This is a genomic window from Streptomyces sp. NBC_01384 (assembly GCF_045040035.1).
Taxonomy (GTDB): domain Bacteria; phylum Actinomycetota; class Actinomycetes; order Streptomycetales; family Streptomycetaceae; genus Streptomyces.
The window spans coordinates 436,366-455,492 of record NZ_CP109559.1; the positions used below are offsets into that span (position 1 = coordinate 436,366).

General features: G+C 69.6%; 11 protein-coding genes and 2 pseudogenes. 9 read left to right on the forward strand and 4 right to left on the reverse strand.

The genetic code is table 11. The features are described 5' to 3' along the window. Positions 1-5: 5 nt before the first annotated feature. From OG747_RS01670 to OG747_RS01680, 3 genes and pseudogenes are all read right to left on the reverse strand, one after another. Positions 6-1,106 carry a substrate-binding domain-containing protein gene (locus OG747_RS01670; RefSeq protein ID WP_405877074.1) on the reverse strand — a complete coding sequence of 367 codons (1,101 nt, stop codon included), beginning with the start codon at positions 1,104-1,106 and terminating at the stop codon, positions 6-8. Between the two features lie 236 nt (positions 1,107-1,342). Beyond that, positions 1,343-1,546: pseudogene (locus tag OG747_RS01675) on the reverse strand (GH36 C-terminal domain-containing protein); the annotation flags it as partial. A 145-nt stretch (positions 1,547-1,691) separates the two neighbouring features. Then, positions 1,692-4,325, reverse strand: a complete 2,634-nt coding sequence (locus OG747_RS01680) for a LuxR C-terminal-related transcriptional regulator (RefSeq protein WP_405885411.1) — start codon at positions 4,323-4,325, stop codon at positions 1,692-1,694. Positions 4,326-4,861: 536 nt separating this feature from the next. Here OG747_RS01680 and OG747_RS01685 point away from each other — a divergent pair. From OG747_RS01685 to OG747_RS01705, 5 genes are all read left to right on the forward strand, one after another. Further along, complete coding sequence (locus OG747_RS01685; protein ID WP_405877076.1) at positions 4,862-6,784, forward strand: glycoside hydrolase family 5 protein; 1,923 nt, start codon at positions 4,862-4,864, stop codon at positions 6,782-6,784. Positions 6,785-7,267: 483 nt separating this feature from the next. Beyond that, positions 7,268-8,305, forward strand: coding sequence for a polyphosphate kinase 2 family protein (locus tag OG747_RS01690; protein ID WP_405877078.1), 1,038 nt, complete (start codon positions 7,268-7,270; stop codon positions 8,303-8,305). A gap of 45 nt (positions 8,306-8,350) precedes the next feature. Further along, on the forward strand, positions 8,351-11,065 hold the full coding sequence (locus tag OG747_RS01695; protein ID WP_405877080.1) for a cation-translocating P-type ATPase: 2,715 nt from the start codon (positions 8,351-8,353) through the stop codon (positions 11,063-11,065). A gap of 132 nt (positions 11,066-11,197) precedes the next feature. Then, positions 11,198-11,653, forward strand: coding sequence for a hypothetical protein (locus OG747_RS01700; RefSeq protein ID WP_405877082.1), 456 nt, complete (start codon positions 11,198-11,200; stop codon positions 11,651-11,653). Next, entirely contained in the window at positions 11,650-12,825 is a 1,176-nt protein-coding gene (locus OG747_RS01705; protein WP_405877084.1) for a cytochrome P450, read from the forward strand. The genes OG747_RS01700 and OG747_RS01705 overlap by 4 nt, the downstream gene beginning before the upstream one ends. Before the next feature lie 43 nt (positions 12,826-12,868). Here the strand turns inward: OG747_RS01705 and OG747_RS01710 are convergent. Further along, a pseudogene (locus OG747_RS01710) lies at positions 12,869-13,073 on the reverse strand (enoyl-CoA hydratase); the annotation flags it as partial. Positions 13,074-13,259: 186 nt separating this feature from the next. Here OG747_RS01710 and OG747_RS01715 point away from each other — a divergent pair. The 4 genes from OG747_RS01715 to OG747_RS01730 all read left to right on the forward strand — a co-directional run bounded on the left by OG747_RS01715 (position 13,260) and on the right by OG747_RS01730 (position 19,081). Then, on the forward strand, positions 13,260-13,982 hold the full coding sequence (locus tag OG747_RS01715) for an FAD binding domain-containing protein (protein WP_405877086.1): 723 nt from the start codon (positions 13,260-13,262) through the stop codon (positions 13,980-13,982). Positions 13,983-14,201: 219 nt separating this feature from the next. Further along, complete coding sequence (locus OG747_RS01720) at positions 14,202-15,077, forward strand: helix-turn-helix domain-containing protein (protein WP_405877088.1); 876 nt, start codon at positions 14,202-14,204, stop codon at positions 15,075-15,077. A gap of 234 nt (positions 15,078-15,311) precedes the next feature. Beyond that, on the forward strand, positions 15,312-17,303 hold the full coding sequence (locus OG747_RS01725) for a maleylacetate reductase and hydroxyquinol 1,2-dioxygenase domain-containing protein (protein WP_405877090.1): 1,992 nt from the start codon (positions 15,312-15,314) through the stop codon (positions 17,301-17,303). 14 nt (positions 17,304-17,317) lie between these two features. After that, a complete protein-coding gene (locus tag OG747_RS01730) occupies positions 17,318-19,081 on the forward strand; it encodes an FAD-dependent oxidoreductase (RefSeq protein ID WP_405877092.1) in 1,764 nt (587 codons plus the stop codon). Positions 19,082-19,127: the final 46 nt, after the last annotated feature.

A 19,127-nucleotide genomic window follows, 5' to 3' on the forward strand; every position in this document is an offset into this window, starting at 1 on the left:
GGCGGTCACTTGCAGACGAGGAACGTGTCTGCGAACTGCTTCTTGAGCTGCTCGGTCTTCGCCTTCCTGGCGGAGTCGTAGGTGCCCACGTTCGCCTTGGTGACCACGAACGAGCCGGAGTCGATGATCTGGCCCGGGTGGCGCATGGTGCACTGCTGCGTCTGCAGCAGCGCCAGCGCCCAGGTCCCCACCTCGGCCTGTCCCACGGGGTTCTGCACCACGGTGGCGGTGACGGAGCCGTCCTTGATCGCGCTGAGGATCTTGGCGTCGTCGTCGATGGCGACGACCTTGGCCTTGGAGCCGGAGGTCTTGACCGCGTCGGCGGCGGCGACGGCGGGGTTGTAGGCGGTGGTGACGATGCCCTGGATCTGGTTGCCCTTGGCCGCGAGCAGATCGGAGATCGCCTTCTGCGCGGTCTGCAGGTCCTTGTCGACGTCGGTGATGGTCTGCAGCAGCTTCACCTTGCCGCCGGTCTCCCGTACCGCCCTGGTCACGCCCTTGATGCGCAGCTGCGTGTTGGCGTCCACGTTGTTGCCGGTGAGGTGGACGAGCGTGCCCTTGCCGCCCATGGCGGCGATCGCAGCCTCGGCCGCCTTGTAGGCGGCGACCTCCACGTCCGTGGAAAGGCAGAAGTCGGCCTTGTCGGTGCCGCCGGCCGGGCAGGAAGCGAGCGAAGCCACGGCGAAACCCTGTGACCTGAGGTCCGCGAAGGTGGTGTTGATGTCGGTGGGCGAGACCCCGAAGATCCCGAACGCGTTGTAACCGCGGGCCGCCAGCGTGGAGAGCAGGTTGTCCTGCTTCTGCTGGTCCCACTCGGAGGTCTCGTCGAAGGTCACGTCCCCGAGGCCGTACTTCTTCTTCGCTGCGGCCCCCGCCGCCTTCCACGGCTGGAAGTACGGATGGGCGCCGCCGGGCACGAGGGCCACCTTGGTGCCCGACCCATCGGCCAACTCGGCGGTGCCCGTACCGGACTTACCGGACGCGGGGGCCTGGGACCGGGTGCCGGAAGAGGTACCGGAGGACTTGATGGTGCAGGCCGCCGATCCCGCCATGAGCACAGCGACTGCGACAGCTCCTGACAGAACGGAACGGGTCGGGGGACGCATCTCCACCACTCCCCAAAATCAAATAGGAAATCGGTAAGGCGATGTTCAGCCAGACACCGTCCCCCGTCAACCCCCTGAACCGCACGATCGATGACGGTAACCCTGACATGCCAGCTCAAGGCACCAGTCAACGGGCAATCAGACGTGCGGGGAAGCACCATAATCCGGTCACGCCGATCCGCCGGCCGCCGTCATCAGGTCGGATCGGGGCCGAAATCGTATAGGAAATCGGAGCCTCAGAGGGGACTAGTGCCGTCGGCCGCCACGTCGTCGACCCTGATCAGGTGCAGAGTCGTGCTGGACCAGTCACCGGCCGGCAGCTCGGGCGTGATCCCGTATCCGGTGAGTACGGAGGCGTGGTGCACGGCGCCGGTTGCGGCGTCCCGGTAGCGCGCGGCGGGATCCAGGCCGGCGAGCCTGAGGGCGGGGCGCGGCGTGCCGTGGCGGGTCCGAACGGCTCGCCCCGCGCCTCACCCGTGACGGGCGAGGGTGCCGAACGGAGGGCACTGCCCCGGGCTGGTGGGAACAGCGCGGCGGGAGCGTGGCGGGGGTAATCACCGACATGGGGTATTCACCGACATGGGTTCACAGCAGCCGCAGCTCGCGCGCCCGGCGCACCGCTTCGCTGCGCCGGTTCACCGCCAGTTTCCGGTAGACGCTCTTGAGGTGGGTCTTGACCGTGTTCACCGACACACAGAGGTCGGCCGCGATCTCTTCCGTCGACATCATCTGGGCCAGTCGCTCGAGAACATCGTGCTCGCGTTCGCTCAGCTCCTGCACGACGAGCGGTGCGGGCGCTTCGAGCCGGGGCGGCTCACCGGTCGTGAACCAATCCGCGGCCAGTGCCTGCAGCGGCGCCGTGCCCAGGAGGCGTCGGATCCACGGTCCGGCCTCGAGGAAAGGACGCCGCAGCCGCTCGCGCCGGGCCTCCAGGAGCGCCTGGCCGACGAGCTTGCCGGCGGCGGCGGGGTCCCCCGCCTCCAGTGTGGCCTGCGCCCGTGCCAGCGTGGCCCGCACGGTCACCGCCGGACCGGCCGGGCCCTCGGTGCGGAGACGGTCGAGCAGGTCGAGCGCGGCGGCGGGGCGGCCCGCCGCGAGCTGGGCCCGTGCGGCCTCCACGACACAGGCCGGCTGGTCGTCCGGCACCTGTCGCAGCACTTCGGCGGCCAGGTCCACCCGGCCCTCGGCCAGGTGGGCGGCGGAGGCGACCAGAGCGGCATGAGCCTGAGCCCAGGGTGACGCCACGTCCGTGGAGAGCGCCGGGTCCACTGCCGCGAGGGCGGCTCGGGTCTTGCCTCGGGCCAGCAGCAGACGTGCCGTCGCGATGGACCGGCCCGCAGCCATCACCGGGTCCCGCATCGGCGGGCGCGAGCCGACCGCCTCGTCGAGCAGGGCTTGGGCCTGACCCAGTTCGTTGCGGTCGACGGCCACGGCGGCCAGGACCACCCGCCCGATGTCCGAGCCGGACGGCCCGCACAGACTGAACCGCTCCGAATCGGTCATCGCCGCCAAGGCCTTGCGCTCCGCCCTGCCGAGCCAGCCGTTCAGATAGTCGATCAGTGCCAAATGGCCCAAGGACTCCTCTCGCGGGAGCGCCGTCGAGGCTCCGCCGGAACAGCCCGCCGCCGCGGTCAGCGCGGTGCGCGCGTCCTCGAAACGCCCGGCCCACAGGCGCGTCGAGCCCAGATGGGTCAGCAGCAGAGCGGTGAGTTCGGGATGCTGGTCCAAGAGGTGGGCGGGAACCGCCTGCTGCAGTTCCTCGGCCTCCTCCGCGGCCGTTTCCGCCTTGTGCGGGGAACCTGCCATACGGGCCGCCAGGGCTTCCAGCAGCGCGCAGCTCAGCCGTGCCGCGGCCGGGCCGGGCATGTCCGTGACCGGGTCGAGCACCTCCGTGGCCAGGCTCGCCTCGGCATGGTGCAGACGGGCCAGGCCGCGGTCGAGGTCGCACTGGGACAGGTCCCGGGCCGCTCGGACGAGGTCCGTTGCCGGGCTCGTGGCCTCGGGTCCCATCCGGGAGAACAGCTCGGCCAGGTCGTCGCGGCGCAGACCGGTGAAGAGCTGCCCGATCGCCAGGTCGTCGACGAAGGCACCGGCGGTGAACTCCCAGTCGCCCGCGGCGGCGCCATGGGCGATCGTCTCCGGGAGGAATCCGGAGCGCAGCAGCCACTGGGCGGCCCGCCGGTGGAGTTCGGGCTCCAGTCCAGGAGAGCGCACCCGCAGATGGGCCCGGAGGATCTCCCTGAACAGCGGGTGGAGGCGGTACCACGAGTGTCCGAGGTCCTCGACGAACGCGTTCTCGCGGTGCAACTCGGCCAGAATGGGCTCGGCGTCGGTGCGCTCCGTCAGCGCGTTGGCCAGATCGGGGCAGAGGCGCTCCAGGACGCTGACGCGCAGCAGGAGGTCCTGTGTCTCGGCCGTTCGCCGCTTGAGCACCTCGGCCAGGAGGTAGTCGGCGACCGTACTCCGCCCTGCCTCGAATTCCTTCAGATAGGTCTCCGGATCCGGGTTCTCCCGTGCGGCCAGGGCGCACAGTCGCAGGCCCGCCGCCCATCCCCCGGTACGGTCCACGAGCGCCCGCACAGCGTGCGCGGGAAGGCGCAGGCCGTGAAGCTCCAGGAGTACGGCCGCCTCCTCGGGCGTGAAAGCCAGTTCCGCGTTCCGGATCTCCGTCAGATCGCCGGCCGCCCGGTAACGGTGCACCGGCAGCAGCGGCTCGGTGCGGGTGACGAGGACGAGGCGCATTCCCGGCCCGGCATGGTGCAGGACGAATTCCAGCTGCTCCGCGATCTCCGGCGCGGTCACGCGGTCGTATTCGTCGAGCACGACGATCGCGGGCCGGTCGCGTCCGCTCAGCTCGGCGGCGAGTCCTGCCAGCAGCTTGCGGTCCACCCAGTTCGCGTCGGCGGGACAGCGAAGCTCGCTGGGCGTCAGCACACCCGAGGCCCGCAGGGCCTGGAGCACGTAGGCCCAGAACATTCCGGGACGCTGAGCCGCCTCGGCGGTGAACCAGGCGACCGGCTGCCTCAGTCCCGCGGCCCAGTCGGCCACCAGCAGGGTCTTACCCGCCCCGGCCGCTCCGTTGATCATCGTCAACGGTGTCAGGAGAGCCTGGCCGAGATGTTTGACCAGCCGCTCCCGCCGCAGGAACGTGATGGGCCTCGTCGGCAGGGCGAACCGCGTGCGCAGAAAGGGATCTCCCATGGGATCGACCCGTGACATGGCCGGCCCGGCGCCGTTCCCTTCGATCCCAGCCACGGCGCTCACCACTTTCCGTCAGATCACGGGCGGCGCTCCCCTCGCTCGCGTCCCAGCTTTCCCACTCTCACCCGAACCGCACAGTGCCGCATGGTCCCGTCCATGAGGGCCCGCAGTCCCCGGTTCCGGACCCGCACGGCTGGGACTCCGTCGCCGCGCCTGCCCTGTGGGGCTACCCCCCTCTCGATATCGTCCTGCTCCTCAAGCCCCTCCGCGACATCTCCACAGACATCACCGCCTACGTCGAGCGCATCGCCGCTGATGCGGGCGTGACATTCGACGACAGTTCCCGGCGCCCTCGACATCTGCTCAAGAAAAGGATGGCTGCAACAACTGACGTCGACCGGGCCGCCCTCCCTTCGTACGCTGGCAGCCAGTGCCAAGACCGGTGACCTGGTCCGGCATTGATGTCACTCTGGAAAGGGTGCCGCTCGCCCTGGCGCCCGTCCCTCGCGACATCGACTCGTCGACTTCACCACAACACTCCCGCAGAGGATCGGATGCCGACCATCAGATTTGTCAAGTACCTGACATTCATCACAGCGACTCTCGCGCTGCTGACCACGCCGCCGACGGCGGTCGCCGCCGTCCCGGCGCCCGAGGCCTCCAAGGCCCTCCCCCAGGCCGCCGCCCCGGCGGCCGACACCTGGCAGCCGCCGCTTTCGACCCACGGCCGCTTCATCGTCGATGCCCAGGGGAACCGCTTCCGGCTGAAGTCGGCCAACTGGGACGGCGCACAGGGCTCATGGACCGGAAGCGGCAGCATCGCCGACCCCGCCAACCACCACGCCGGCCAGGACTCCTACGGCATCCCCCTCGGCCTGGACCGCGCCTCTCTGCCCGAACTGCTCGCCGACTTCCACGAACTCGGCATCAACAGTATCCGGCTGCCGTTCTCCAACGAGATGATCCACGCCACGGCGCCCGTGCCGGACGCAGCCGTCGCGGCCAACCCGCAGCTGCGCGACAGAACGCCCCTGCAGATCTACGACGCCGTCGTGGCCGCCCTCACCCAGGGCGGGTTCGCGGTCATCCTCAACAACCATACGAACACCTCCCGTTGGTGCTGTGGCATCGACGGCAACGAACGGTGGAACAGCAGTCAGTCCACCCAACAGTGGACGGACGACTGGGTCTTCATGGCCCGCCGCTACGCCACCGACTCACGTGTCGTAGGCGCCGATCTGTACAACGAGGTACGCCGCGACGTACTGGACGACCCCAACTGGGGCATGGGCGACGGCCACGACTGGTACGCGGCCGCCCAGCAGGCCGCGGACCGCATCCTCACCGAAGCCAACCCCAATCTCCTCATCGTCATCGAGGGCATCAACTGGACCGGCGTGCCCGTCGACGGGCTGCCGCACGACCGCCCCACCCTCACACCCGTGCGCACGCTCTCGCACACCCTCGTGGACGCCCACAAGCTGGTCTACTCCGCCCACTTCTACGGCTACACCGGCCCCCGGCACAGCGGCGCCACCGGAATCGGCGAGACCCACGACGCCCGCTACCAGGATCTGACCCGCGACCAGCTGTACCAGGTCCTCGCCGACCAGGCCTTCTTCGTCACCACGGAGGGACAGCACTACACCGCACCCGTATGGATCAGCGAATTCGGCATCGGAGCCAATGAGACGGGCACCGCCGCCCGCACCTGGTTCGGCAACATCACCGACTACTTCGCCGACCATGACGCCGACTTCGCCTACTGGCCCCTGGTCGGCTGGGAGGGGCACGACGACTGGGCCCTGCTGCGCTACGACCCCGCGGGGCGACGGTACGGCATCCTCGACCAGGGCGACTGGCGCGGCACCGCCTGGAATCACCTCATGACCTCTCCGTCACGCACCGGGTACATCGCACCGGTACCCGTCTGGCGCATGCTCACCACCGACCACGGCGACTCCGTGCAGTCTCTGCGGGTACGGGCCGGCGGCGACTGGGATCCGGGGGCCTACAAGGCCGCCTGCCCCGACGGCCTCCGGCTGATCGGCCTCAGCCACTCCGCCGGCCGTGGCCTGTGCACCGACACAACCGCCGGCGACCTGCGCGCCGCAGGCAACGCCCAGACAGTCGTCACCGACGAACGCTACGTCCCCGCAGGCGGTGACTGGGCCGGCGGCTACACCAAACTCCAATGCCCTGCCGGCCAGTTCATCATCGGCTACAGCCGCCGCGACGACCGCTTGTCGGCGGCCCTGTGCACGCCCGGCCGCACCCCTCTGGGCGTCACCGGACGGACTCTCTGGTTCGACCGCTCCGACAACCGTCCCACCGACATGGCCGGCGGCGAATTCGCCTACGGCGCCTACAAAGGCCAGTGTTCCGCCAACGAGTACGCCGCCGGTATCGCCTTCACCACCCGCGCGGGCAGCACCGCGGGCCCCGCCGCCCTGTTGTGCAGCCCGTTGCAACCCTGAGCCCCCCACTTCCCGGCCACGGACACACGCATGCCTCTGGACACTCCCCTGTCCCTCGGAGAAATCCCCCTGCCTCGCCGCGCGCGACAGAGAGGAGCCTTGACGGCTATGGCGCCCCATCCCCCGCCACCCGAATGCCGCCCTCGTCGGCCTCGTCCGTGAGGCGGTTTCGACCGGGGGGCCGGAGAATGAGAGTGGCGGCCTCGCAGTCGACGCATGACTGTCACGGGGGGGGTGTCGGGTCCAGGGGCCATCGGCCATGAAGTCTCCGACCCTTGGGACCTGGGTCTTGCGAGCGCGCGGGCGGTTTGGCGATGAGATCCCGCTCGGCGCCACCGGCCGGGAACATGACGCGCTCTCTCCTGCGCAGTCGGTGGTGGCCCGGGAGGCTCCGGCCGTCGCACACGTCGGACGTGGACCCTGACCGTGGTGAGCGCACGTGACCGTGTGGCACTCGGCGTGACAGGAAAGAGGCGGGTCGTCATGACGGATGCCAGGGCCGAACGCATCGCGAAGCTCATCGAGCCACTGCGGGTGAAGCCGGGATCACGGGTGCGCCTGGGCAAGGACTTCGATCCCCGCTACAAGGCCGGCCTGAAGAAGAAGGATGGTGTGGAGCTGCTGCACACGGGTGTGTCGCTGCTCGCCGAGTACCAGGAGCGTCTGGCCGCCCAGGACACGTACGGAGTGCTGCTCTGTCTGCAGGCGCTCGATGCCGGAGGCAAGGACGGGACGATCCGGCATGTCATGAGCGGGGTGAACCCGCAAGGTGTCAAGGTGAGCAGCTTCAAGCAACCCTCCGTCGAAGAGCTCGACCACGACTACCTGTGGCGGTACGCCGCCAGGCTGCCCGCGCGCGGCGACATCGCGATCTTCAACCGTTCGCACTACGAGGAGGTCCTCGTAGTGCGGGTGCACCCGGAGGTCCTCGACCGGCAGCGGCTGCCGGAGCACGTGCGAGGGGCGGACATCTGGGACCGTCGCTACCGGGACATCAACAACTGGGAGCGCTATCTGACCGACAACGGGTTCAAGGTGGTGAAGGTCTTCCTGAACCTTTCCAAGGAAGAGCAGCGCACCCGTTTCATGAAGCGGCTCGACCTGCCGGAGAAGAACTGGAAGTTCTCCGCCGCCGATGTCCGGGAGCGCCGGCGGTGGGACGACTACCAGCGCGCGTTCTCCGAGATGCTCTCGGCGACCAGTACGCCGTGGGCGCCCTGGTACGTCGTGCCGGCGGACCGGAAGTGGTTCGCGCGTATCTGCACGGCAGCGGTGCTGGCACACACGCTGATGGACATCGACCCCCGCTACCCCGTGGTCGGCGAGGAGGCGCGCAAGGACCTCCGGGCCGCCAGGCAAGAGCTGGAGGCCGAGGCCCCTGAGGGCGCGCCGACCGATCCGTATGCGGCCGTGCATCCGATGCCCGAAGCCGGCGGAGAACAGTACCGAACCGGCCGTAGCGCGAAGCGGAAGCATTCGTCCGCTGCGGCGCGGCGGACCAAGAAGGGCATGCAAACCTAGGGCCCGTCGGGACGACCTGATCCGGATCGGAGGCTTGAGATGGGGATGCAGTCGAAACGGCCGGCCCAGCGGCCCGTCGATCCGGTGTCTTGGTACGCGCGTTCTCCGCAGGAAGTCGCGTCGGCATTCGATGTCGATCCGGCGTCCGGGCTCTGTGCGGCCCGGGTCGCCGAGCTGCTGGCCGTGAACGGACCGAACGCGCTGCCGGAGGAGAAGCCGAGTCCGGCGTGGCGGCGGTTCATCGAGCAGTACCGCAGCTATATGCAGATCGTCCTCGTGGCAGCGGCGGTGGTCTCACTGCTGATCGCGCAGTGGAGCACAGCGATCCTGCTCATCGCGCTGACGCTGCTGAACGCGATCGTGGGCCTGCGCCAGGAGGGCAAGGCCGAGAGCGCGATGAACGCGCTGAAGTCCATGCTGACGACGACGGCCCGGGTGAGGCGCGACGCAGCCGAGTCGGAGATCCCGGCGGAACAGCTGGTCGTGGGCGATGTCGTGCTCATCTCCGCCGGTGACCAGGTCCCGGCGGACGGGCGGATCATCGAAGCTCACGCGCTGCAGATCGACGAGTCGGCCCTCACCGGCGAGAGCGTCCCCGCCGCGAAGGACGCCGGAACGCTGCCGGACACCCGGCTGGGTCCGGGGGACCAGTCGAACACGGCGTTCATGCACACCCCGGTCACGCACGGCAGCGGTGTCGTCATCATCACCGCGACCGGCGAGGACACGGAGCTCGGAAAGATCTCGGAGATGCTGTCGGCGACGGAGAAGGAGGAGCCGCCGCTCACCAAGGAGCTCGACAGGCTGACCCTGTGGATCACGGCCGCCGCGGGCCTGACCATGATCGTGATGTTCGCCCTCGGGCGCAGCCGCGACCAGGCATGGGACGTGCTGTTCGTCAGCGCGGTCTCGCTGGCCATCGCCGCCATTCCCGAGGCCCTGCCGACGGTGACCCAGGCGATCCTCTCCGTCGGCAGCCTCAAGCTGGCGAAGCGCAACGCGATCGTGAAGGAGCTGCCGTCGGTCGAGACCCTGGCGTTCACGTCGGCGATCAACTCGGACAAGACCGGCACCCTGACCATGAACCAGATGACGGCGGTCGAGGTCGTGACCCCGACCGACCGGTACACCGTCGCGGGCACGGGCTACGGTCTCGACGGGAGGATCCAGCACGCCGCGGGCTCCTCCGCGGGCATCGAGGACGCGATCCTCCCGTACCTCGTCGCGAACGACGCCAAGCTGGTGGACGGCGAGCTCGTGGGCGATCCCACCGAGGGCGCGTTCCTGGTACTGGCCCACAAGGCCGGGCTGGACATCGAAGCCACGCGCGAGCGGCTGCCCCGCATCGCCACGCTGCCGTTCGACCCGAGCTACAAACTCATGGCCACCTTCAACTCCACCGTCGACGCCTCCGGCCGGCCGGTGGTGCGCTGCTTCGTCAAGGGCGCGGCTCCGGCGGTGACGGCCCGCGCGGCCACGGCGCTCTCGGCAGGCAGGACCATCCCGTGGGACGCCGAGCTGACGCGGCGCGCCCAGGAGCAGGCCGAGCGCATGGGCGGTGAGGGACGCCGGGTGATGGCGGCCGCCACCCGGGATCTGGACCCGGCCGGCTTCGATCCCGACGCCGACCTGCTCGCCTACGTCACCGATCTGCGTATGACCAGCCTGGTCGGCATGGTCGATCCACCGCGCGAGGAGTCCCGGGCCGCCGTGGCGAGCGCCCAGGACGCCCACATCCGGGTCCGCATGGTGACCGGGGACGATGTCACCACCGGTGCCGCCATCGCCCGGCAGCTCGGGATCCCCGGTGAAGCCGTCCTCGGCGCCGACTTCGCCGCGCTCCCGGAGCACGAGCAAGTGGCCCGCATCGACGACATCGGTGTGGTGGGGCGGGTCGCGCCGGAGCACAAGGTGCTGCTCGCCGCCACGCTCAAGAAGAAGGGCGATGTCGTGGCGATGACCGGCGACGGCGTCAACGACGCGCCCGCCATCAAGTCCGCCGACATCGGTATCGCCATGGGCAGCGGCACCGACGTGGCGAAGAACGCGGGGCGGATGATCCTGTCCGACGACAACTTCGCCACCATCGTGTACGCCGTGGAACAGGGCCGGAAGCTCTACGACAACCTGACCAAGTACATCCGGTTCGTCCTCCTGCTGCTGGTCACCTTCGTCCTGACCTTCCTCGGAGCAACCGTCTTCAACATCGCGGCCGGTGAACCCTTCACTCCGCCGCAGGTGCTGTGGATCCACTTCGTGGTCAACGCCTCGTTCGGCTTCGCACTCGGCTTCGACCAGGAGAGCCCGGGGCTCATGCGGCGCAGGCCGCGTCCCCGAGGGGAGTCGGTGCTGACCCGGCCCGTGCTGGTGACGGTCGGGCTCGCCGGACTGGCGATCACCGTCATTCTGCTCGGGTTGATCAAGTTGGGCGGGTCCCACTTCGGCAGCGTCCGCATCGGCAGCTCGATGGCGTTCACCGCCTTCGCGCTCTGCCTGATCGTGGCCGCGTTCGAATGCCGCAGCGAGACCGATTCGGTACTGACGACCAGCACGTTCGACAGCAAGCAGATGAACTGGGTGGCGCTGGCCCAGTTCGTACTCGCGGTGCTGGTCACCCAGATGGACGGGTTCCGCCGCATCCTCGACACCACCGAGATCAACCTGCGCCAGTTCGGCTGGGCACTGCTGTCCGCCGTCGTGCTCCTGCTCCTGTGGGAACTGGGCAAGCTCCTGGCCCGCGGGGCGAGGCGCAGCGGGTGACCGCGCCCCGTTCCCACGTCATGGCGGTCGCAGGCCTCGCGCTCCCCTGCACCACACCCTCTCCGCGCGCCCGCTTCATCGCCCTGCTCTTCGACTCGCTCAACCCCGCCAACGCTGACGGGCGCCGCCAAGGTGACCGACGCCTACACCTTCGTCACGGTGGACTTCGCCTCCGCCGGAGGAGCACCCGCGTACCACGCCTCGGGCATGATCTACGGGATGACCCCGGACGGCTCGCTGCCGCAGGACCACTTCTTCAAGGACATCAAGTGGCACTACATGCGTGCCGGCGGTGCCCAGCTCAACAGCGGCGGCTACGCCACCAGCCTCGCCGACCACCGGACCCGCTGGAACTCCACGTTGGCCCAGTACAAGCGGACGGTCGCCCTGGGCGGCACCTTCGTCCTGCTCCCGCACGACCTGTGGGGCGCCGACGGCACGACCGGCCAGGGCCGGCCCGGCGGCAACGGTGACCGGACGCAGTTCGACGCCTCGGAGCACGGAGACCCCATCCGCCTCGCCTGCGGAGCGATTGTTAGCCTCCATGGTGTGATCGGTTTCCCCCTGCGCGGCCAAAGTGCGCGATGAGCGTCGTCGACTCCTTCCCGCTCGGTGCCGCGACCACGCTCGCCGAACTCGCCCGGGATCCGCATCCGCGACTGGCTCTGCTCCGTGCGCGGGAGCCCGTGTCCTGGCTGCCCGAGCTGGGCGGCTGGCTGGTGACCCGTCGCGACCTCGCGCTGAGCGTGATGCGGGACGCCGCGACCTTCACTGTCGACGACCCCCGGTTCTCCACCGCACAGGTCGTCGGGCCGAGCATGCTCTCCCTGGACGGTGACCGGCACACCCGCCACCGCGAGCCCTTCGCCGCCCCCTTCCGCCCCCGCGCGGTGCGTGAGGGCTTCGCCTCGTTCATCGAGCGGGAGACCGACCGGCTCATCACCGCACTGGAACCGGCGGGCGCCGTCGAACTGCGGCGTGCCTTCGCCGGACCGCTCGCGGTCGCCGTCGTGACCGAGGCGCTGGGACTGATCGGCACCACCGCGGACAGGGTGCTCTCCTGGTACGACGCCATCGTGCGGTCCGTCTCGGACATCACCGCAGGACACGCGGCGGGGTCCGCCGGCACCGCGGCCTACGCACAGCTACGGGCCGCCGTGGAAGCCACCGTCGCCGACCGGGACGCTTCCTCGCTCCTGGTCTCCGCCGCCGCGCAGCTGGCAGCGCCCGAGGTGGCGTCCAATGCCGCGGTGCTGATGTTCGGAGGCATCGAGACCACCGAGGCGATGATCACCAACGCGCTGCTGCATCTGCTGCGATACCCCGATCAACTCGCCCTTGTCCGGTCGGACGCGGATCTGCTGGACGGCGTGATCGAGGAGTCGCTGCGCCTCGAACCCGGCGCAGCGGTCGTGGACCGCTACGCCACCTGTGACACCGTCCTCGGCCCCGCCACGATTCGCCGGGGTGACTTGGTCACCGTCTCCCTGACGGGCGCCAACCGTGACCCGGCCGCCTTCCCCGACCCCGATCGGTTCGACGTCCGCCGCGAGAACGCGCGTCTCCAACTGGCCTTCGCACACGGCCCGCACCACTGCCTCGCCGCGCACCTGGCCCGCCTGGAAACCCGCATCGCCCTCCAGCGCCTGCTCGAACGCCTCCCCGCCCTGCGCCTCGACCCGGAGCACCCCACCGCTCCGTACGGTCTGGTCTTCCGCAAGCCCCCCACTCTGCATGTGCTGTGGGACTGTCCTGCCTGACGGGCCACCCGGGTGTGAGCATCGATCGGATATGACGCGCGGGTCAGCGGTGGGTGATGTGGGGCGGGCGCTTGTCGATGAAGGCGCTCATGCCTTCCTTCTGGTCGGTGGTCGCGAACACCGCGTGGAAAGGGGCGGCGTTCGAAGCGGATACCCTCCGGGAGGGTCGTCTCGGAGGCGCGGGCGACCGCGAGTGCGTCGCCCAGCAGCTCAGGGGCGGACACCACACGTGAGACCGACCCCGCCCGGTGCTGTCAGCGCATGGCACATGGCCGACTCCGCAGTGCGCGCCCGCAAACGAGGGGCGCACCGGGTGAAGGAGTGAGCCCTGTACGCGCCCCCACGGGCGCGGGGAAAATGCGCCATGTCGACGTTCATGTGGCTGAGGTATCAGGTACCCCGCCGCCAATTCTCCAGAAAGCAGGTCGGCTGCCGTGCTGTTGCGTCTGCCCACGTCCGTTTCGGAAGCACAGGAGTGCATGGCCGAGGGTGCGGTGCCGATAGGTGGGGCGACGCTGGTGTGGGCCACCTGGCAGCGGGACGGCTTTCCCGAGCAGGCCATGTCGCTGCGCGACCTGCCGGAGGCCAATGTGATCGGGCGCGAGGCGCTCGGCGCGGCCGTGGTGCTGAACCGGATCGACGACCGCGTGCCGAAGGCGCTGCAACGGGCGGCCGCCACTGTGGGGACCGGAGCCGTGCGCCGGACGGCCACCGTCGGCGGCAATCTCGTCGGCAGCACGCTGCGCTGCCTGCTGCCCGCAGCACTCGTACTGGACGCCCGTGCAGTGATCCTGGAACCGGACAGCATCGTCGAGACCGATCTGGCCGAGGTTCTGGCCAAGGGCCACCTGCTGCTCAGCCTCCGCTGGCATGATCCGATCGCCAGTGGATACCGCAAACTGACCGGCGAAGCGGGTGGGCCGCCGCCTTTCGTCGTCGCCGCCGCTCTGCACGCCGCCGACGGCGGAGGAACCCGCCTTCGTGTCGCCGTCCGCGACGGATACGAGGTGCTCGCTGAGAGCATCGAGTGCGATGCCGACTCCGGACAGGTCCTCGACGACCTGCGTCGTACGGCTGTCGGCGCGCTTCACTCCACGGCTTGGGAAGTGGTCTGCCAACAGGTCACCGACCTCTTGTCCCGCCCCGCAGACCGTTGAGGACTCGAACGGCTGCCGTATCCACCGCGCATCTGCCCGCACACCGCAGGCCCCGCGTGCGGTCTCCAGGCTGACCAGCCACCGTCATGAGCTCTCGCCGGACCGCGCTGGGGCCGGCGGGAATACCCGACCGTGATTTAGCACTCAACAATATGCACCTGATCGCGGACCCTATGGGAGGCTCGCATGAGCACCACCGCCGAGCTCGGGGAGGGAAGGATGTCTGAGCTGGGGCTCCACGACACCAGTGGCATCCTGCGCCAGGCATGGGTGGCCCCGGACCGGACCAGTTCGGGTCTGGGCTGGGAGCACGCGTATGTGTCCACCCAGTGGGAAAGGCCGTACCACTCGACGTTCGATGGTGCCCCCACTCACCTGCTGATCCTTCACCTGAGCGGGCCGGTGACCGTCCGACGTCGGTTCGGCCGCTCGATGCGGGCCCAGCGGATTCCGGCAGGGGGGCTCTTTGTCCACCCGGCAGGTCGCGCGCTGGATGTCGAACTCCAGGGGGGACTCGACACCGTCCACCTCTATCTCAGCGACTCAGCCCTCCAGGAAGCGCACGGTGGTCGCGAAACGGTGGAACTCGCCGAGGAACTGGGCAGCTCGGATCCCCTGATCGAGCAGGTCATGCTGGCTCTGGACGGCGTCGTGCGGCAGTGGGAGCCCTCCGCCCGCACCTACGTCGATCACCTCGTCGGCATGCTCGCCGCCCAGCTCGCCCACGCGCACACGGCCGGCCGACCCGCGGTCCCGGCCGGCGCGATGTCGGGGCTGACCACTCAGCAGCTCGTGTCCGCACGGGAGCTGATGGAGCAGCGCATCTCCGATCCGCTGCCCGTCTCCGAGCTGGCCGCGGCCACCGGTCTGAGCGCGAGCCAGTTCAGCCGGCAGTTCAGGACCAGCACCGGGAAGTCTCCCCACCAGTTCCTGTTGCAACTGCGGCTGGACCACGCACGCCGGATGCTGCGCACCACGGCCCTGCCCATCCCCGACGTGGCCGTCCGCTGCGGATTCTCCCACCAGGAACACCTGACGCGCGTGATGCGCGCCAAGCTCGGCACGACCCCCGCCGCGGTCCGGCGCGCGGGCTGACGTCGCATTCCGCGGCCCGCCCCCCGCCCGTCGAACACCGCACGCTCGCCACGCCTCAAGCACCGCCTGCGCTCCCATCCGGCTCGGACGCCGGTGCCATACCCGCTCAAGGACCACGGCGCCGCGCCGATCATGCAGAAACACGCGTGAAACGTGCAGGAAACGAGGTGCCCGCCGTCCCCACACTCAGTGTCAGAAATTCAGGGACCCACGGCACAGGCGAAGGCGGACCCCATGCGGAATTTCGTGTACACCTCCCACCCCTCGCGGATCATCTTCGGCACCGGAACGGTGAGCCAGATCCGCGACGAAGTCGAGCGGCTCGGCTGTTCCCGAGTCCTCCTGCTGTCCAGTCTGTCGGTGGCCAAGGCCGCCGCCCGGGTACGTGATGTCCTCGGTGACGTCATCGTGGCGGAGTTCGACGGTGCCGCCATGCACACTCCGGTGGACGTGACCGAACAAGCCCTCGACGTCCTTCGGGAGCACTCCGCCGACTGCCTGGTGGCTGTCGGCGGCGGTTCCACCACGGGCCTGGCCAAGGCACTCGCGTTCCGCACCGATCTGCCGCAACTGATCCTTCCCACCACCTACGCCGGCTCCGAAGTCACCCCCGTCCTGGGGGAGACGCAGGACGGCCGCAAGACCACGGTGACCTCGCCCGCGATCCTGCCCGAGACCGTTGTCTACGACGTCGAGTTCACCCGCGGCCTGCCGGTCGGCATGTCGGTCACCAGCGCGGTCAACGCCATGGCCCACGCCGTGGAAGCCCTGTACGCGCCACAGGCGAACCCCGTCATCGACGCCATGGCGCTCGATGCGATCGCGATGAGCGCCCGCGCCCTGCCGGCTCTCGTCGCCGAGCCGTCCGACACCGCGGCACGTGCCGACCTCCTGCATGCCGCATGGCTGGCTGGTACCTGCCTCGCCTCCGTCGGTATGGGTCTGCATCACAAGCTGTGCCACACGCTGGGGGGTACGTTCGACTTGGCGCATGCCGAAACGCACACCGTGATCCTGCCGCACGCGATGGCCTACAACGCCCCTGCCGCGCGGGACGTCATGAGCCGCATCGCCGGCGCACTCGGCGTGCCGGACGCCCCGAGCGGGATGTTCGACCTGATCACCTCGCTGGGAGGCCCCACCTCGCTACGCGAGCTGGGCATGGCGGAAGCGGATCTGCCGCGGGCCGCGCGGCTGGCCGTCGCCACGCCGTACCCCAACCCCCGGGAGCTGTCACTCCCGGGAATCGAGAGCCTGCTGCGCGATGCCTGGCAGGGCCGCCGTCCGACGGTTCCCACGGCGACGACTCCCGCGACGCGGGCCCCGGGGACACCGGCCCCCGCGACGCACGAAGTGGCTTCGGATGTGGAGCGCCTGACCGCCCAGGTGGTGGCGAGCTTCGCGGACGCACCCGATCCGCGGGTCGGGCAGCTGCTCAGCGACCTCGTACGACACCTGCACCAGTTCGTGACAAGCAATGACGTCACCGAATCCGAGTGGCAGCACGCCATCGACTTCCTGACCCGTACCGGGCAGATCTGCACCAGCACCCGCCAGGAGTTCGTGCTGCTGTCCGACACGCTCGGTGTCTCCAGCATCGTCGACCTGCTCACTCATTCGCGCACCCCGCAGACCACGCCGTCGGCGGTCCTCGGGCCCTTCTACACGGACGGTCCGCCGGAGACCGCGCAGGGCGACGACATCTCGCAGGGCGTGGCCGGCACTCCGCTGTGGGCCGACATCCTCATCACCGACACGGACGGACGGCCCGTACCGGATGCCGTCGCGGACGTCTGGCAGGCCAACAAGGACGGGTTCTACGACGTCCAGCTGCCCGAGTTCGACGGACCGGTGCTGCGCGGCCGCCTGCGCACCGACGAGCAGGGACGCCTGCGCTTCTGGACGACCCTGCCGGCCGAGTACCCGATCCCGGACGACGGACCGGTGGGACAGCTGCTCCAAGCCGTCAACCGTCATCCCTACCGCGCGCCCCACCTGCACTTCATGATCTCCGCCGCCGGCCACCAGCGACTGGTCACCCAGCTGTTCGTGAAGGGCGGCCACTACATCGACTCCGACACCGTGTTCGGCGTCAAGGAGGGCCTGGTCGTGGATTTCACGCCCCAGGCCGGGCCGACCCCGGACGGCCGTGCCGTCGACGGGGAGTGGCGCAGCCTGCAGTTCACCTTCCGCATCGCCCGCCTGGCCGACGGCCCCGCACAGTGACCTGGAGCAGTCTCATGGACTCGACCCACACCTACGACACCGACGTACTTGTGGTCGGCAGTGGCCCCGCCGGTGGATCCGCGGCCCTGCTCCTGGCCACGTACGGCATTCGCACCCTGCTCGTCACCAAGTACGGCTGGCTGGCCAACACCCCCCGCGCGCACATCACCAACCAGCGCACCATGGAGGTACTGCGCGACCTCGGCGTGGACGGCGAGGCCGCCGCGGCCGGAAGCCCCGCCGAGCTCATGGGCGACACCGTTCTGTGCACGGCCCTGGCCGGCGAGGAGATCGGCCGCATCCGCAGCTGGGGCACCGGCCCGCACGCGGCGACCGAGTACGGTGCCGCCAGCCCCGCGCAGATGATCGACCTTCCCCAGACCTATCTGGAACCGATCCTGGTGAAGAACGCCGCGGCGCGGGGAGCCAAGGTCCGCTTCGACACCGAGTTCCTCAGCCTGGAACAGGACACCGACGGCGTCACCGCCCGGCTCCGGGACCGGGTGCGCGGAGACGAGTTCACCGTGCGGGCCCGCTACCTGATCGGTGCCGACGGCGGCCGCAGCAGCGTGGCGGAGCAGATCGGACTGCCGATCGCCGGGCAGAGCGGCAAGGCCGGCAGCATGAACATCGTCTTCAAGGCCGACCTGTCCCGGCACGTGGCCCACCGCCCGAGCGTTCTGTACTGGGTGATGCGTCCCGGCGCCCACATGGGCGGCATCGGCATGGGGCTGGTGCGCATGGTGCGGCCGTGGAACGAATGGCTGCTGGTGTGGGGATACGACATCGACCAGCCCCCGCCCCACATGGACGAGGCGACCGCCCGGGACATCGTCCACGACCTCATCGGCGACCGCGACATTCCCGTAGAGATCACGTCGAGCTCGCTGTGGACGGTCAACCACAGCTATGCCACGACGTACTCGGCCGGGCGTGTCTTCTGCGCCGGGGACGCGGTGCACCGGCACCCGCCGTCCAACGGCCTCGGTTCCAACACCTCGATCCAGGACTCGTACAACCTCGCCTGGAAACTCGCCATGGTCATCCGCGGTCAGGCCGGCCCGGAGCTCCTCGACACGTACACCGCGGAGCGGGCACCGGTCGGCCGGCAGATCGTCGATCGCGCCAACCTCAGCCGTGACCAGTTCGGCCCGATATTCCAGGCACTCGGACTCGACGAGTACAGCGAGGAGGCGGACATCGCCGACGGTCTCGCCGCGTGCCGCACCGAGACGGCCGACGGCACCAAGCGTCGGCAGGCGCTCGAAGAGGCCATCCAGCTCAAGAACTACGAGTTCAACGCCCACGGCGTCGAGATGAACCAGCGCTACGACTCCTCCGCGGTCATCCAGGACACCGGCGCCGCCGAGGGATGGGCTCGGGATCCGGAGCTGTTCCACCAGCCGACGACCCGCCCCGGCGCCAAACTGCCGCACGCCTGGCTCGTCGACGGCAGCGGCCACCGCCTGTCCACGCTGGACGTCGTCGGCAAAGGAACCTTCACGCTGGTCACCGGGGTGTCCGGTGGCGTGTGGGAGGCGGCCGCGGCCGACTGCGCTCAGACCCTGGGGATTCCCCTGAGGTGCGTCCGCATCGGCGCCGAGGACAGCCGCGACGCCTACGGCGAATGGCGCCGGAAATCGGAGGTGGCCGAGGACGGCTGCCTGCTCGTCCGCCCGGACGGACACATCGCCTGGCGAACCTCCTCGGCGCCGGACGCCGACTCCGCGGCATACGGCGAGCTGCTCGAAGCCCTGAGGACCGTACTGCACCGTTGACGACCACGGCGCGGCCCCCGCATACCAACACACACCAACCCATACC

Bases quoted from the DNA above. Each gene is read 5' to 3' on its own strand.
- OG747_RS01685 (WP_405877076.1), top strand. From the start codon at position 4,862: ATGCCGACCATCAGATTTGTCAAGTACCTGACATTCATCACAGCGACT.
- OG747_RS01680 (WP_405885411.1), bottom strand. From the start codon at position 4,325: ATGTCACGGGTCGATCCCATGGGAGATCCCTTTCTGCGCACGCGGTTC.
- OG747_RS01695 (WP_405877080.1), top strand. From the start codon at position 8,351: ATGCAGTCGAAACGGCCGGCCCAGCGGCCCGTCGATCCGGTGTCTTGG.
- OG747_RS01730 (WP_405877092.1), top strand. From the start codon at position 17,318: ATGGACTCGACCCACACCTACGACACCGACGTACTTGTGGTCGGCAGT.
- OG747_RS01705 (WP_405877084.1), top strand. From the start codon at position 11,650: ATGAGCGTCGTCGACTCCTTCCCGCTCGGTGCCGCGACCACGCTCGCC.
- OG747_RS01690 (WP_405877078.1), top strand. From the start codon at position 7,268: ATGACGGATGCCAGGGCCGAACGCATCGCGAAGCTCATCGAGCCACTG.
- OG747_RS01725 (WP_405877090.1), top strand. From the start codon at position 15,312: ATGCGGAATTTCGTGTACACCTCCCACCCCTCGCGGATCATCTTCGGC.
- OG747_RS01670 (WP_405877074.1), bottom strand. From the start codon at position 1,106: ATGCGTCCCCCGACCCGTTCCGTTCTGTCAGGAGCTGTCGCAGTCGCT.
- OG747_RS01720 (WP_405877088.1), top strand. From the start codon at position 14,202: ATGTCTGAGCTGGGGCTCCACGACACCAGTGGCATCCTGCGCCAGGCA.